At 61.0% G+C, this 15,053-nt stretch carries 14 protein-coding genes; all 14 read left to right on the top strand.

Annotated elements, in window-relative coordinates; translation table 11 throughout:
* The first annotated feature begins 87 nt into the window (after positions 1–87).
* On the top strand, positions 88–1,122 hold the full coding sequence (gene waaF / locus AC1RS8_RS01085) for a lipopolysaccharide heptosyltransferase II (protein WP_489339632.1): 1,035 nt from the start codon (positions 88–90) through the stop codon (positions 1,120–1,122).
* 1 nt (position 1,123) lies between these two features.
* Entirely contained in the window at positions 1,124–2,185 is a 1,062-nt protein-coding gene (gene waaC, locus AC1RS8_RS01080) for a lipopolysaccharide heptosyltransferase I (protein ID WP_046039742.1), read from the top strand.
* Entirely contained in the window at positions 2,185–3,306 is a 1,122-nt protein-coding gene (locus AC1RS8_RS01075; RefSeq protein ID WP_046039743.1) for a glycosyltransferase family 4 protein, read from the top strand. Before waaC ends, AC1RS8_RS01075 begins: the two co-directional genes overlap by 1 nt.
* Positions 3,307–4,113, top strand: coding sequence for a lipopolysaccharide core heptose(I) kinase RfaP (gene rfaP / locus AC1RS8_RS01070; RefSeq protein WP_489339633.1), 807 nt, complete (start codon positions 3,307–3,309; stop codon positions 4,111–4,113).
* The gene (locus AC1RS8_RS01065) at positions 4,113–4,847 is read left to right on the top strand and encodes a lipopolysaccharide kinase InaA family protein (protein ID WP_218495204.1); all 735 of its coding nucleotides are present in this window, start codon (positions 4,113–4,115) and stop codon (positions 4,845–4,847) included. The genes rfaP and AC1RS8_RS01065 overlap by 1 nt, the downstream gene beginning before the upstream one ends.
* Positions 4,844–5,596 carry a lipopolysaccharide kinase InaA family protein gene (locus AC1RS8_RS01060; protein ID WP_090452769.1) on the top strand — a complete coding sequence of 251 codons (753 nt, stop codon included), beginning with the start codon at positions 4,844–4,846 and terminating at the stop codon, positions 5,594–5,596. Before AC1RS8_RS01065 ends, AC1RS8_RS01060 begins: the two co-directional genes overlap by 4 nt.
* Positions 5,596–7,047 (top strand): lipopolysaccharide kinase InaA family protein, encoded by a 1,452-nt coding sequence (locus AC1RS8_RS01055; RefSeq protein ID WP_489339634.1) that lies wholly within the window; start codon positions 5,596–5,598, stop codon positions 7,045–7,047. The genes AC1RS8_RS01060 and AC1RS8_RS01055 overlap by 1 nt, the downstream gene beginning before the upstream one ends.
* 228 nt (positions 7,048–7,275) lie before the next feature.
* On the top strand, positions 7,276–7,611 hold the full coding sequence (locus tag AC1RS8_RS01050; RefSeq protein ID WP_489339635.1) for a YceK/YidQ family lipoprotein: 336 nt from the start codon (positions 7,276–7,278) through the stop codon (positions 7,609–7,611).
* Between the two features lie 166 nt (positions 7,612–7,777).
* Positions 7,778–9,535, top strand: coding sequence for a carbamoyltransferase family protein (locus tag AC1RS8_RS01045; protein ID WP_057712283.1), 1,758 nt, complete (start codon positions 7,778–7,780; stop codon positions 9,533–9,535).
* Entirely contained in the window at positions 9,519–10,649 is a 1,131-nt protein-coding gene (locus AC1RS8_RS01040) for a glycosyltransferase (protein WP_489339636.1), read from the top strand. The genes AC1RS8_RS01045 and AC1RS8_RS01040 overlap by 17 nt, the downstream gene beginning before the upstream one ends.
* On the top strand, positions 10,649–11,545 hold the full coding sequence (locus AC1RS8_RS01035) for an antimicrobial resistance protein Mig-14 (protein ID WP_340312339.1): 897 nt from the start codon (positions 10,649–10,651) through the stop codon (positions 11,543–11,545). Before AC1RS8_RS01040 ends, AC1RS8_RS01035 begins: the two co-directional genes overlap by 1 nt.
* Positions 11,546–11,553: 8 nt before the next feature.
* Positions 11,554–12,996 carry a PIG-L deacetylase family protein gene (locus AC1RS8_RS01030; protein WP_489339637.1) on the top strand — a complete coding sequence of 481 codons (1,443 nt, stop codon included), beginning with the start codon at positions 11,554–11,556 and terminating at the stop codon, positions 12,994–12,996.
* A complete protein-coding gene (locus AC1RS8_RS01025) occupies positions 12,993–14,147 on the top strand; it encodes a glycosyltransferase family 4 protein (protein WP_150754789.1) in 1,155 nt (384 codons plus the stop codon). The genes AC1RS8_RS01030 and AC1RS8_RS01025 overlap by 4 nt, the downstream gene beginning before the upstream one ends.
* The gene (locus AC1RS8_RS01020) at positions 14,144–15,028 is read left to right on the top strand and encodes a glycosyltransferase (RefSeq protein ID WP_102669306.1); all 885 of its coding nucleotides are present in this window, start codon (positions 14,144–14,146) and stop codon (positions 15,026–15,028) included. Before AC1RS8_RS01025 ends, AC1RS8_RS01020 begins: the two co-directional genes overlap by 4 nt.
* The last annotated feature ends 25 nt before the right edge of the window (positions 15,029–15,053 follow it).

Below are 15,053 nucleotides of genomic sequence, written 5' to 3'. Positions count from 1 at the left end.
GCTCGCTCCTACAGTAGATTTGCGTTGTTCTGTAGAATTTTCGAGGCGGGGAGGCGTAGGCCTCCCCGGTTCGTTTATGGAAACCACATGAAAATTCTGATCGTTGGGCCCAGTTGGGTCGGTGACATGGTGATGGCGCAGACACTTTTCCAGTGTCTGAAACAACGCCACCCGCAATGCGAAATCGACGTGCTGGCCCCCGAGTGGAGCCGGCCGATTCTTGAACGCATGCCCGAAGTTCGCCAGGCCTTGAGCTTTCCGCTCGGTCACGGTGTCCTGGAACTGGCAACGCGTCGGCGCATCGGCAAATCCCTGGCTGGCCAGTACGACCAGGCGATCCTGTTACCCAATTCCCTGAAGTCGGCGCTGGTGCCGTTCTTTGCCGGCATCCCGAAGCGCACCGGCTGGCGTGGCGAGTTTCGCTATGGCCTGCTCAATGACGTGCGCACGCTGGACAAGGATCGTTATCCGCTGATGATTGAGCGCTTCATGGCCCTGGCTTATGAGCCGGGCTTTGAGTTGCCAAAGCCGTATCCACGTCCGAGCCTGCAGATCGACCCGGTTACCCGCGAAGCGGCGCTTGCCAAGTTCGGCCTGACCCTCGACCGCCCGGTGTTGGCCCTGTGCCCCGGCGCCGAGTTTGGTGAGTCCAAGCGTTGGCCGTCCGAGCATTACGCCAAGGTTGCCGAAGCGAAGATCCGCGAAGGCTGGCAAGTCTGGCTGTTCGGTTCGAAAAACGACCACGCCGTGGGCGAAGACATCCGCGCGCGGCTGATTCCCGGCCTGCGTGAAGAATCGGTCAACCTCAGCGGCGGCACCTCGCTGGCCGAAGCCATCGACCTGATGTCCTGCGCCGATGCGGTGGTGTCCAACGACTCCGGCCTGATGCACGTTGCCGCCGCCCTGAATCGCCCATTGGTGGCGGTCTACGGCTCGACGTCGCCAGGTTTCACGCCACCGTTGGCCGAGCACGTCGAAGTCGTTCGCCTGGGCATCGAGTGCAGTCCATGCTTCGACCGCACCTGCCGTTTCGGCCATTACAACTGCTTGCGCCAACTCATGCCGCAAGCGGTGAACGAAGCCCTGCAGCGGTTGCAAGGCACTCCGGTCGAGGTCAAATAGCTTGCGGGTTCTGTTGATCAAGACTTCTTCGCTGGGCGACGTCATTCATGCGTTGCCGGCGTTGACCGACGCGGCGCGGGCGATCCCCGGCATCAAATTCGACTGGGTGGTGGAAGAAGGCTTTGCCGAGATCCCGACCTGGCATCCGGCGGTGGGCAAGGTGATTCCGGTGGCGATACGTCGCTGGCGCAAAAACATCTGGCAGACCATCAAGAGCGGTGAGTGGAAGCGCTTCAAGCAAAGCGTTCGCGCCACGAAATATGACTTGGTGATCGACGCTCAGGGCCTGCTGAAAAGCGCCTGGCTGACCCGTTACGTCAAGGCGCCGGTGGCCGGCCTCGATAAAAACTCTGCACGCGAACCCATCGCTGCGCGCTTTTACGATCGACGCCTGGCCGTTGCCCGTGGGCAGCACGCGGTGGAGCGAGTGCGTCAGTTGTTCGCCATCGCGTTGGGTTATGACTTGCCCAAAGGCTTGGGCGACTACGGCCTGAATATCGAGCGCCTGGTGGAATTGCCGCGCAAGAATCCGTACGTGGTGTTTCTGCACGGCACCACCTGGGACACCAAGCACTGGCCCGAAGCCTATTGGCGTGAGCTGACCGAGCGGGTCGGCTACCTGGGCGTAGGGGTGAAACTGCCGTGGGGCAATGCGCTGGAGAAAGCCCGGGCCGAGCGCATCGCAGCCGGTTTCAAACACGCCGAGGTGTTGCCCAAACTGAACCTGGCCGGTGTCGGCAAGGTACTGGCGGGCGCGCAAGCCTGCGTGGCGGTGGACACCGGCCTGGGTCATCTGGCCGCCGCGCTGGATGTGCCGACGCTGTCGCTGTTCGGCCCGACCAATCCGGGCCTGACCGGCGCCTATGGCAAGGTGCAGATTCACCTGGCCAGCGACTTCCCTTGTGCGCCGTGCCTGCAAAAGAAATGCACTTATCAACCGACGGCTGAAGATGCCCGTCAGTTTGACCTGAAACGCGAGTGGCCGTTGTGCTTCACGCGTCTGAATCCCGAGCGTGTCGCGAGCCGACTGAGCACGTTGTTAATGGCTGAGGAGCTGCGCTGATGCAATTGGCATTTGTCTTGTACAAGTATTTTCCATTTGGCGGCTTGCAGCGCGATTTCATGCGAATCGCCCTGGAGTGCCAGAAGCGCGGCCATCAGATTCGCGTCTACACGCTGATTTGGGAAGGCGACGTACCGCCGGGTTTCGAAGTGCTGGTGGCGCCGGTCAAGGCGTTCTTCAACCATCGGCGCAACGAAAAGCTCAGCGAATGGATGGAAGCGGACTTGGCCAAGCGCCCGGTCGACCGCCTGATCGGCTTCAACAAGATGCCGGGCCTGGACGTCTACTACGCCGCCGACGGCTGTTTCGAAGACAAGGCGCAGAACCTGCGTAACTCGCTGTATCGCCGTTGGGGCCGCTATCGCCACTTCGCCGAATACGAGCGGGCGGTGTTTGCCAAAGAGGCGAAGACCGAAGTGCTGATGATTTCCGAGGTCCAGCAACCGCTGTTCATCAAGCATTACGACACGCCGCTGGAGCGCTTTCACCTGCTGCCACCGGGTATCGCCCAGGATCGTCGTCGGCCGGCCGATGCCGATGAAATTCGTGCCGGGTTCCGCGCTGAATTCAATCTCAAGGACGACGAACTGCTGCTGGTGCAGATCGGCTCCGGGTTCAAGACCAAGGGCGTCGATCGCAGCCTCAAGGCGTTGGCGGCATTGCCCGCTGATCTTAAGAAGCGCACCCGGCTGTTTGTAATTGGCCAGGATGACCCCAAGTTATTCCAGATGCAGAGCGCGACCTTGGGGCTGGGTGACAACGTCACGTTCCTCAAAGGGCGCAGTGACATTCCGCGTTTCCTGTTGGGTGCCGATCTGTTGATCCACCCGGCGTACAACGAAAATACCGGCACCGTGCTGCTCGAAGCCCTGGTGGCCGGCTTGCCGGTGCTGGTGAGCGCGGTGTGCGGTTACGCCCATTACATCGCCGAGGCCGATGCTGGCCTGGTGCTGGACGAACCGTTCGATCAGGCACAGCTGACGCAGTACCTGACCGGCATGTTGAACGACGCTCAAGCAAGGGCGGCCTGGAGCCGCAATGGTCTGGCCTTCGCCGAAACGGCCGACCTCTACAGCATGCCGCAGCACGCGGCGGATGTGATTCTGGCGGAGCACGCTTAAATGAAGTTGATGCTGGCTGAACCGTTCAAGAGCCTCTGGGCCGGACGCGACCCGTTCGCCGAAGTCGAGGGGCTCAAGGGCGAGGTGTACCGCGAGCTGGAAGCACGCCGGACATTACGCACGGAAGTCGACGGCAACGGGTTTTTCGTGAAAATCCACCGTGGCATCGGCTGGGGCGAAATATTCAAGAACCTGCTGACGGCCAAGCTTCCTGTACTGGGTGCCGGTCAGGAGTGGAAGGCGATTCAGCGCCTGCAGGAAGTGGGCGTGCCGACCATGACCGCTGTCGCATATGGCGAGAAGGGCCGTAACCCGGCCGATCAACATTCGTTCATCGTCACCGAAGAGCTGGCGCCAACGGTCAGCCTGGAAGATTTCAGCATCAACTGGACCCGGCAGCCACCGGAGCCAAAACTCAAGCGCGCACTGGTCGCCGAAGTCGCGCGCATGACCGGCATGATGCACCGCGCCGGGGTCAACCACCGCGACTGCTACATCTGCCATTTCCTGCTGCACACCGACAAACCGGTGACCGCCGACGACTTCAAGCTTTCGGTGATCGACTTGCACCGTGCCCAGACCCGCCCGGCGATCACCTTGCGCTGGCGCAACAAGGACCTGGCTGCCCTGTACTTTTCCGCGCTGGACATCGGCCTGACCCGCCGCGACAAGCTGCGTTTCCTCAAAGGCTATTTCCAGCTACCGCTACGACAGATCCTGTGTGAAGAGGCAGCTTTGCTGGCATGGCTCGACGGCAAGGCCAACAAGCTCTACGAGCGTAAACAGCGATACGGGGATGCGCTCTGATGTCGGGTTGGAAGCTGGAACCGGCCTACAGCGAGCTGGCCGATGACTTCGGCAGCCTTGAGGCTGTGTTTGCGCTGCAAGGCGAGCGTTTGACCCGTGACGCGCTCTCGGAGGTCATCCGTGTCGAGCGCAATGGCGTCAACTATTACGTCAAACGGTATGTGGGCGCCGGCAAAGGCTTGCGGCGTTACCTGGGCAAGCCTCGGGTGAAGATGGAATGGCAGAACCTCAAGCGCTTTGCCAAGTGGGGTATCCCCACTGCCGAAGTGGTGGCCTGGGGGCTGGAGCGGCGCGGTGCGGCCTACGCTCGCGGCGCGATGATTACCCGGGAGCTGCCGGGTACCGAGGACTTGTCGGCACTGGCCGAGCGCCACGACCCGAAGCTGTCGGACCGCGCCTGGGTCGATACCGTCAGTCGTCAGCTGGCCCAATACACCCGGACCATGCACGACCACCGCTTCACCCATAATGATTTGAAGTGGCGCAACCTACTGATCGACGATCAGGCTCGAGTGTTTTTGATCGATTGCCCCAACGGCGATTTCTGGCGCGGTTTCTGGCTCAAGTACCGTATTACCAAGGATCTGGCGTGCCTGGACAAGGTCGCCAAATATCAATTGTCGGCTACACAGCGCCTGCGCTTTTACCTGCAATACCGCAACCGGACCCGGCTCAACGCTGCGGACAAAAAACGCATCCGGCACGTGGTGAGATTTTTCGAGGGACGCGAATGACTGACTTTCTGGCCGCTGAAGACCGTGCGCTGCTTGAGCGCCATGGCCTCGGCACGTTCGAGGCACTCTGGACCAAACAGCTCGATGCGGTGGACGAACCCAACACCGGTGGCGGCGGCTGGAGCAGCGTGTTTCGGCTGGACCTGGAAGGTCATGGTTTCTACCTCAAGCGTCAAAGCAACTACCTGACCCGCACCTTGCGCGCACCGTTCGGCGAGCCGAGTTTCGCTCGCGAGTTTCGCAACATCTCCCGTTACCGGAAGATGGGCATTCCGGCGCTCGAAGCGGTGTTCTACGGGGAGCGCAAGGTCAATGGCGAGGTCCGCGCGATCCTGCTGACCCGTGCGCTGGACGGTTGGGACGACCTCGACTCGCTGTTGCAGCGCTGGACTCAATTGAGCCCTGAGCAGCACTCGGAAATCCTCAAGGCCAGTGGCGAACTGGCCCGGCAGCTGCACGCCGCACGCCAGGTGCATGGGTGCTTCTATCCCAAGCACATTTTCATGCGCGCCACCGGCAACGGCTATCAGGCTCAATTGATCGACCTGGAAAAGACCCGGCCGCTGCTGTACGGGCAGCGTGACCGAATCAAGGACCTGGAGCCGCTGACGCGCCGTGCGCCCGAGTGGGGCGAGTCGCAACTGCGGCAATTGCTGGCCGCCTATCTGGATCAGCCGCAGGACAGCTCGCTGATCGATAGCTGGCTGCAGCGATTGACTGCGCGGCGCAGCCAAAAGAGGCCGCGCTGATGCGTTTATCCGAACTGAAGACCGCAGGCCGCAATCCCGTTTTGCCGCTGAGCATTTCGCTGGCCGACGCCGCCGGCCCTGCCGAGCTGCAACTGCTGAGCCTGTTGCGGGTGTTGCCGGGGCAGCGTTATGTCGGTGCCGGCGTCTGGCGTGGCCGGCCGGTGTTGGCCAAATTGCTGGTCGGCAGCAAGGCTGCACGGCATTTTCAGCGCGAACTGGATGGCGTGCGCCTGCTCTCTGCCCAGGGGCTGACCACGCCGCAGCTGTTGGCCGATGGCCTGAAGGACGGCGAGGGTGGCTGGCTGCTGTTTGATTTCCTTGAGCATGCCGAAAGCCTGGGCGACACCTGGAAACAGGTGGAGCAGCAGCCCGTACTGTCCGATGGGCAAGGGGCGGTGCTGGCCGAGGCGTTGGGCGCGATCGGCCAGATGCATCGCAAGGGCCTGTGGCAGGAAGACCTGCACCTGGACAATTTGCTGCGCCAGGGCGGTCGCCTGTACCTGATCGATGGCGCAGGTATCTGCTGCGAGACACCTGGCCAGCCGCTGTCCCGGCAGAAGGTCCTGGAAAACCTCGGGGTGTTCTTCGCCCAGTTGCCGAAGTCGATTGAACCCTTCATTGAAGAGTTGCTGGTGTATTACCTGCTTAGCAACGGCGAACACGCCTTACCCATGGAGGCGTTGCAGAAGCAGATCGACAAGGTCCGCAGTTGGCGCCTCAAGGACTTCCTGATCAAGGTCGGCCGCGAGTGCACGCTGTTCAGCGTCCAGCGCGGAGCCTTCGGGTTACGGGCGATTCGCCGCGAGGAAGTGCCGTCGATGGTGCCTGTACTGGAGCAGGCCGATGCCTTGCTCGATCAGGGGCACCTGTACAAGACCGGCGGTGCGGCGAGCGTCGGCAAGGTCGAGGTGGATGGCCGCACGCTGGTGATCAAGCGCTACAACATCAAGGGTTTTGCCCACTGGCTCAAGCGCTTCTGGCGTCCGAGCCGAGCCTGGCATTCATGGCGCGAAGGCAACCGCCTGGCGTTCCTCGGGATTGCCACGCCCAAGCCGCTGGCGTTGCTGGAAAAGCGTTTCCTGTGGCTGCGTAGCCGGGCTTACCTGATCACCGAGTACCTGCCGGGGCCGGACATCATCGAGCGTTTTGCGCCGTATGTGGAGCGTGGTGATGCGCCGGAAGCCGAGCTGGCGGCACTGGATCATCTGTTCGCCGAGTTGATTCGTCTACGCATCAGCCATGGCGACTTCAAGGGGCATAACCTGTTCTGGCAGCAGGGTCGCTGGGCGTTGATCGACCTCGATTCGATGTGCCAGCACGGCTCCCTCGGCAGTTTCTCCCCGGCGTATGCAAGGGATCGCGCGCGGTTCATGCGCAATTGGCCTGAAGGCAGTGCCCTTTATCAGGTCATCGATCAGCGTCTTCCCAAGGACATCTCCAGCGCGGCTTAAACCGCTACCGCGAGCAAGCTCGCTCCCACACTGAATCTTTGTCGGGCACATATTTTGTGTGCGACCGAGAACCACTGTGGGAGCGAGCTTGCTCGCGATGAGGCCGGTACTGCCAACCGGGAAAGCAGACAAGTTCTTGTGAACCGTCCTACGCGATCTTGGGAAGTCATGAACTGTGGCCCAAATCGCCCGGATGCTAGTTTGCCTGACGTTCTCGGAGGGCAGGCAGTGACGATCAAAATGGCAGTTTCAGCGGGTGTTTTATCAGTGTCGCTAACGGGTTGCGGGACCGCCGCCACCGTCCTGCAGGATGAAGCCCAAGCCGCGCAGGGGCTGCGTCGGCAAAAGACCTATTGCCAATCCATTCCACGGGTCTACAGCGGCCTCGCCTACGACTTCTGTGTCTTGAATGCACCGCCAGACCCTACGGGTGTCCTTGTGCCGCTCGTATTGGTGGACCTGGCCGTGTCTGGCGCGCTGGATACCGTTGTCTTGCCGTACACGATTTACCGGCAAAGCGTGGACGGCAGTATCTCCATCTATTGGCGGCCTGCGCGCGGATAAAAAATGCCGTGAGGTCCCGGCCGTGGTTGCATGCCGCTTGCTGCTAGAGGTTTGCCGCCGCTTTTACGCTATAATCCCGCCCTTTAGCTGTCTCTCGCTCATTGCGAGGGCACATTAATTTTTGAGGCGCTTGCGCCTGCATGCAGACTAAAGAGGCTAGACCCCTGTGGCATTGACGATTCTTGGCCTGTCCGGCGCCCTTAGCCATGATCCTTCCGCAGCCCTGTATATCGACGGCAAGCTGGTCGCGGCGGCTGAAGAGGAGCGCTTCGTACGCGATAAACATGCAAAGAACCGCATGCCCTACGAATCGGCGAAATTCTGCCTGGAACAGGCCGGTATCAAGCCGTCCGACGTTGACGTGGTCGCGATCCCATTCGCACCGATCAGTCTGTTCGGCAAGGCCCGCTGGCAGTACGCCAAGCGTTACTGGTACGCCCCGGACCGTGCACTCGACGCGATCCTGATGGGCAATCGTCGCTACAAGCGCTATCGCAACAAGATCGTCTGGTGCCTGGAGCAGCTGGGTTTTGATCCGAAGAAGATCAAGATCGAGCCGGTCGAGCACCACCTTGCCCACGCCTCCAGCGCTTATCACTGTTCCGGTTTCAAAGAGAAAACCGCGATCCTGGGCATCGACGGCAAGGGCGAGTACGCCACGACCTTCTTCGGTTATGGCGAAAATGGCAAGATCCACAAGATCAAGGAATTCTTCGATCCGGACTCCCTCGGCGGCCTGTATGGCGCGATCACCGAGTTCCTCGGTTTCGATATGCTCGACGGTGAGTTCAAGGTCATGGGCATGGCGCCGTACGGCGACGCCAGCAAATATGATTTCTCGCGCCTGGCTTCGTTCGAAAACGGCGAACTGGTGATCAACACCGACTACGCCAACGTCATCGGCCTGCGTCGCTACAAAGAAAAGGGCAAGGGTTACTACTTCTCGCCGAAGCTGATCGAGTGGCTGGGTCCAAAGCGCGAAGGCGACATCGCCGACGAGCCTTACATCCACTACGCCGCCAGCATTCAAGCGCTGTTCGAAAAGATTGCGCTGCAGATGATCGACCATTACCTGGGCGACGTGCTCAAGGAAACCGGCAAACTGGCCTATGCCGGTGGCTGTGCGTTGAACGTCAAGCTGAACCAGAAAATCATCGCCCGCGACGACGTCAAAGAGCTGTTCGTACAGCCGGCGTCCGGCGATGCCGGTACCGCAGTCGGCGCGGCAGCCTATGTGTCCCACGCCCGCGGCGTGCCGGTCGAGAAGATGGAACACGTCTACCTCGGCCCGTCGTACAGCAACGAAGACGTGATCGCAGCCTGCGCCCGTCACGCCAACAAGCCGACGTGGCGCAAGCTCGACAACATGCCGGAGCAGATCGCCAAAATCATGGTCGATGGCAACCCGGTGGCCTGGTTCCAGGGCCGCATGGAGTTCGGTCCGCGTGCACTGGGCGGGCGTTCGATCATCGGTTGCCCAAGCGTGCCGGGCGTGGCCGACCGCATCAACCACCAGATCAAGTTCCGCGAGCGCTGGAGGCCTTTCTGCCCGTCGATGCTCGACACTGTGGCGCCGCAGATGATCAAGATCGATCACCCGGCTCCGTTCATGACCTTCACCTTCGAAGTGGCTGAAGAGTGGAAAACCCGCGTGCCGGAAGTCGTCCACGAAGACGGCACCTCCCGCGCCCAAGTGCTCAAGCGCGAATACAACCCGCGCTACTACGACATGATGAAAGCGCTGGAAGTGCTCACCGGCAACGGCGTGTCGCTCAACACTTCGCTCAACCGTCGCGGCGAACCGATGATCTGCTCGCCGACCGATGCGCTGAATATGTTCTTCGGCTCGGATCTGCAGTACCTGATCATGGAAGACATCCTGGTGGTCAAAGAGGGCGCAAACGCTTATGACTCGCTCGGCTGAACGCCATGTGCTGCAGTTCTGCCACGGCTATGACGGGCCGTTCCTGGACTGCGCACGGCAGTACGCCAGCCTGTTCGCGGGCACCGGTTATCGGGTGACCACGGTCTTTCTGACCGGGGCTGCCGATAGCGAGGTGGCCGCAGCGTGTGCTTCCGATGAAGTGTTGTTCATGGAATACAGCTCCAAGGCCATTCGTGGCCTGAAGCTGGGTGCCATCGGCGATCTGCGCAAGATCGCCGCGTCGCGCAACTTCAGTTTCTGCATCGCCCATCGCTTCAAGCCGATCTACATCGCCTTGCTCGGCACTTCGTTGCCGGTGATTGGCGTGCACCACGCGTTTGACGATTACAAACGCGGCACGCGCAAGCTGTTCGCGCATATTTTCCGCAAGCGTCTGAGCCTGCTCGGGGTGTCCGATGCGGTGCGCGACGACATGCGCCAATGCCTGCCGAAGTGGCCGGCGACGCGTATTCAAACCCTTTACAACCGCATTGACGTGCCTGCGCTGCAAGCCAGTCAGGTTTCCGCTCGCGAAGCTCGGGAAACCCTCGGTCTCTCGGCTGATGCGTGGATTGTCGGCAACGTTGGCCGACTGCACCCGGACAAGGATCAGGCTACTCTGCTGCACGGTTTTGCTGCGGCGTTGCCGGGGCTTCCGGGTAACAGCCAACTGGTGATTCTCGGCAAGGGGCGTCTGGAGCAGGATCTCAAGGAGCTGGCTCGGGAGCTGGGTATCGGTGATCGGGTGCTGTTCCTCGGTCAGGTGCCGGACGCGCGCAATTATTTCCGCGCCTTTGATGTATTTGCCCTGAGTTCCGATCACGAACCGTTCGGCATGGTGCTGCTGGAGGCAATGGCCGCTGGCGTACCCTTGCTCGCCACAGCGTGTGGCGGGGCGAAGGAAGTGGTCGAAGGCGTGGGCATTCTGTTCCCGCTCAGCGATGCTGAACACCTTGCACAAGGCCTGCAACATTTGGCGGGTATGGATGATCAACAGCGCCGTCAATGCGCCGAGATGATGCTCGAACGCTTGCGTGAGCGTTTCTCCGACCGTGCGGTGCGCGACACCTTCTGGCGTCTGCCGCAAGTTACCGATCTGGCACCGAGGGGCTGATGCTCAACCGACTTCAAGGCTGGCGCGAACGTGGCTGGTCGCCCGTTGACGCCTCTACCTACGCAAAAGCCTGGCAGCAATTTGGCGGAAGCGTCGCGACTCACCCTCTGGTGGTGGAACGTCTGGCGGATCTTGCCGGCATCCCGGTGCGATACCTGGCCTGGGAGCAACAGGGCGAAGTCAAGGCCGCGATCCCGACCTGGGGCCGCGATGTGGCGCTGTCCAAGGATGTGCTCAAGCGCAACGGCAAAAAAGGCCTGTTCGATCTCGGCAATGCCGAGCTGATTTTGCCGGCCGCCGCTGATGTTCAGGCCCCTCTGCGCCATCGTGCACGCTACTTGTCGGCACTCAACGAAACCCGCTTCAGCGGCATGAAGTTGCAGACAGAACAACTGGCCATGGCCCGTACCCCGGAAGAGCTGTCGAAGAAGTTTCGCTACAACCAGCGCCGCGAATTGCGTCTGCTGGAAGAGGCGGGCGGTGTGGTGCGTCCGGTCGGCGAATTTTCCAGCGCTGAATTGGCGGCGATCTACTGTGATCTGTTCCAGCGTCGTTGGGGGTTCCCGGCTACCGGCGCTGCGCGCATGGCCGAAGTCCTCGAACTGCTGCGCGAGTTGCTGATCGGTTCGGTGATCTTCCTCAACGATGCGCCGATTGCGATTCAACTGGTGTACCGCGTCGAAGCACCGGAATGGATCAGCGTCGAGTACATCAACGGCGGCGTTGATCCCGAAACCCGCGAATTCAGCCCCGGTAGCGTATTGAGCTTCATCAATACGCAAAGCGCCTGGGAGCATGCCCGGGCGCAGGACAAACCGTTGCGCTTTTCCTTCGGTCGCGCCGACCGTGAATACAAGGATCGCTGGTGCAACCCCGTGCCGGTCTTCACCGTATGAGCCAAACCATGAACCGCAAACAGCAACTGCTCAAGCGCCATCGGCGCAATAAACGTATCGGCCTGCTGATTGCGCTGGTGCTGTTGATCGTCATGGGTGTGCTGGTGGCCTGGTGGTTGCCGCTGGTGCTGGCGGTTCTGGGTTGGGTTGCCCACGAAGCCTGGTTTGCCGACCACCTGTTCTACTCACCGAAAGACGATTACCAGTACAGCTTTCCGCCCTACACGCCCCAGCCCAAAGTGCACCTGAACGGTGAACATTTGCGGCTGGACGAGGGCGTGATGCTGGTCGACGATGCGACGCTGGTGCTGGCCCTGCGGGTGAAAAGCACATGGCTGGGACGTTTTATCGATCCAGTGGTCGAGTTGGTGGGGGGCGAAAACCCTGACCGACAAACCTTCGAACGAGGCGTAAACGGCCTGCGTTATCTCAATCTCAGTGGTCAGGCTCAGGCGCTGTCGCGTGGCGAGCTGCGCTTGCGCGGGCGTTTCTGTCGTGTGTTCGGTGAGCCTGTGCTGTGGGCACTGGAACATCCGGATTATCGGCGTCAACGGGTGATGGTCATCGCGCCCCACGCCGATGATGCCGAGCTGGCAGCCTACGGTTTGTACAGCCAGGCCGACGAAACCTGGATCGTCACGCTGACAGCGGGCGAAATCGAAGCCGAACACTACCGGCAGATGGGACTGAACAAGGTCGATGCGGCCCGCTTGAAAGGCCGCCTGCGCACCTGGGACAGCATCACCGTGCCACGTTGGGCCGGTGTACCCGAGGCCCGCTGCGTACAACTGGGTTATTTCTGTCTGCAACTGGCGAGCATGCAGGCCGCGCCTGCGGTGGCCGCGGGATCGCGGGAAGCGGACCTGGACGATACCCGGCTGTTCCGTCAGTTGAATCCTTTCACGCTGCCGGGCGATGCCGATGGCGCGCCGACCTGGAACAATCTGCTGGCGGATCTGCGTGAGTTGCTGCTGCGGGCCCGCCCCGAGGTCATCGTCCTGCCGCATCCGACCCTCGATCCGCATCCCGACCATGTCTGCGCCCAGGCGGCAGTTCTCGAAGCCTTGCAAGGCCTGGACTGGCAGCCGACCACGCTATTGGGCTATGCCAACCACCTGCACGACAACGACCGCTGGCCGATGGGTGATACCGGTGATGGCATCGCCTTGCCGCCGGCCTTCGATCCGGCCCAGCCGATGCAGCCTTATTGCCTGCCCTTGCCGCTGGAGCAGCAGCGAGACAAGGCCATGGCGTTGGGCATGATGCACGACCTGCAATCGGCGATGCCGTTCAAGCGTCGCTTGCGTCGGTTGATACAACGTTTGTTGGCCGGCCGGTTGCCGTCCACCTATGGTCAGAACGAATTCTTTCGTAAGGCAGTCCGGCGCCACGAGCTTTTGTGGTCCATCAAGCACACACCAGGCAATGTTTCTCAGCGGGGAGAGTTATGAGTCAGCGGTCAAAGGTCCTGCAGCTGCAGCCTGACTACAACGTCAAAGCCCATGATTTCGCCGACCTCGCGGAGCAAATCGTCAAGGCCCTACCCAGTGATCGCTATGAAGTGACCGCCGCGTTTCTGCGCGGCAAACCCGGGCCGGGCGAAGCAGTGAGCCGAGCCGACCGTTCGGTGTACTTCGAATTTTCCGACAAATCCCTCAAGGGCATGCGCCTGCGGGCCATGTGGCAGCTGTACAAGTTCTGCCGTCGGGAAAAATTCGATGTAGTGATCTGCAACCGCTTCAAGCCGGTGAACATGATGCTGGCGCTCAACCGCTGGTTGAAAGTGCCGCTGTGCATCGGTATTTCCCACGGCTTTGGCGAGTACGACCGTTTTTACCGGCGCCGCCAGACCCAGCGCCTGATTGATCGTCACTGGCGCTTCGTCGGCGTGTCGCCAGCGGTGAAACAGTATCTGCTGGACTGTGACTGTGGCTTCACCGATCAGAATACCTATGCCATCACCAATGCCATCGACATCGAGCAGGCCGAAGGTCTGCAACACAGTCGTGAAAAGGCCCGTGAAATGCTGGGCATCGATCCGTCGGTGCGGCTGATCGGTGCGTTGGGGCGACTGGTGCCGGTCAAGGGTCATATCTATTTGCTGCAGGCCTTCGCGGCACTCAAGGACAAATACCCCAATACTCAACTGGCGATCATTGGTGCCGGCCGAGAAGAGTCGCGCCTGGCCGCGGAAATCGACCGCCTCGGCCTCAGCGGTCGCGCCCATTTGCTGGGGTTCAAGGAAATTGCCCTGCAGTACATTCGAGCTTTCGACATCTGGACCATGCCTTCTTTGGCCGAAGGCCTCGGGCTGGCGCTGCTCGAAGGTATGAGCGGGCATTTGCCGGTGATCGCCTCGAACGTGCCGGCCATGTTGCCGCTCATCGAGGGGGCCGGTGGCCTGGCGATTACGCCGAAGGATGTGCCGACGCTGCAGGCGGCGCTGGACACTTACCTTGGCCTTTCGGATGACGAGCTCAAGGCCAAGGGCGAGCAGTCCTTCCGTTATCTGCAGCAACACCATGACATTGAGGAGTTCCGTCGCGAATACCTCAATCTGATCGATTCCGGCCTGGAACAGGCCCGCAAGGAGCAGCCATGAACGACGCGCAACCCATCGTCACGGTCATCATCGCGTCGTACAACCACGCTCCTTACATCGAGGAAAGCATTCTCAGCGTCCTCAACCAGACCTATCGGAACATCGAGTTGCTGGTGGTCGACGACGGCTCGAAGGATGACAGCGTCGAGCGGATCAAGGCATTGCAGGCCATCCATGGCTTCGACTTCCGGGTTCAGGAAAACCAGGGGCTGACCAACACCCTCAACGGTGCAATTGCCCGGGCCAAGGGCAGCCTGATCGTGCCGTTCGGTTCGGATGACATCATGCTGCCGGAGCGAATCGCCACTCAGGTCGCGCATATGGAGGGCAAGCCCGAGGTCGGCATTTGCGCCGGTAACATCGAACTGATCGATGCCGACGGCAATCTCTACCCCGAGAAGCGCCAGCGTCGGGATGTGCCGTTCCGTCGTCTGGATTTCGACGACATGTTCCTTGAGCGCAAGCCCTATCCTCCGGCGCCTACCCTGATGATCCGCCGCGAAGCGCTGGACAAGGTGGGCGGTTTCGACCCGACCATTCGCCTGGAAGACTTGCTGATCGAGCTGAAGGTGACCCATGCCGGTTACTTCATCGATGGTCTGAATGTGTTGATGGCGCGCTATCGCAAGCACGCCACCAACTCCTACAAGAACCACCGTTTCATGATCGATAGCATCCTGCGCACCTACGCGCTCTTCAGCGATCACCCGCTGTATGACGAGGTGCGCTACAAGTTCCTCAATTCCATGTTCCTCAAGACCGCCAACCGTGATCGCAAGCTGGCGCGGGAGTTGCTGGCGCAGATTCCGTTCAAGGCCTGGAACAAGAAAACCTGGCGTGGACTGGGCCGGATGTATTTCTCACGGCTGGAGAAAGACTGAGCCGGAGGCTGGATTCAAGGGGGGG

This window comes from Pseudomonas sp. GW821-FHT12A04 (genome assembly GCF_058807755.1).
This window is presented reverse-complemented; position numbering and strand designations above follow the sequence as displayed.

Excerpts from the sequence above, each read along its gene's own strand:
- AC1RS8_RS01055 (WP_489339634.1), top strand. The coding sequence starts at position 5,596 with ATGCGTTTATCCGAACTGAAGACCGCAGGCCGCAATCCCGTTTTGCCG.
- rfaP (WP_489339633.1), top strand. The coding sequence starts at position 3,307 with ATGAAGTTGATGCTGGCTGAACCGTTCAAGAGCCTCTGGGCCGGACGC.
- AC1RS8_RS01025 (WP_150754789.1), top strand. The coding sequence starts at position 12,993 with ATGAGTCAGCGGTCAAAGGTCCTGCAGCTGCAGCCTGACTACAACGTC.
- AC1RS8_RS01030 (WP_489339637.1), top strand. The coding sequence starts at position 11,554 with ATGAACCGCAAACAGCAACTGCTCAAGCGCCATCGGCGCAATAAACGT.
- AC1RS8_RS01020 (WP_102669306.1), top strand. The coding sequence starts at position 14,144 with ATGAACGACGCGCAACCCATCGTCACGGTCATCATCGCGTCGTACAAC.
- AC1RS8_RS01065 (WP_218495204.1), top strand. The coding sequence starts at position 4,113 with ATGTCGGGTTGGAAGCTGGAACCGGCCTACAGCGAGCTGGCCGATGAC.
- AC1RS8_RS01060 (WP_090452769.1), top strand. The coding sequence starts at position 4,844 with ATGACTGACTTTCTGGCCGCTGAAGACCGTGCGCTGCTTGAGCGCCAT.
- AC1RS8_RS01040 (WP_489339636.1), top strand. The coding sequence starts at position 9,519 with ATGACTCGCTCGGCTGAACGCCATGTGCTGCAGTTCTGCCACGGCTAT.
- waaF (WP_489339632.1), top strand. The coding sequence starts at position 88 with ATGAAAATTCTGATCGTTGGGCCCAGTTGGGTCGGTGACATGGTGATG.
- AC1RS8_RS01075 (WP_046039743.1), top strand. The coding sequence starts at position 2,185 with ATGCAATTGGCATTTGTCTTGTACAAGTATTTTCCATTTGGCGGCTTG.
- AC1RS8_RS01035 (WP_340312339.1), top strand. The coding sequence starts at position 10,649 with ATGCTCAACCGACTTCAAGGCTGGCGCGAACGTGGCTGGTCGCCCGTT.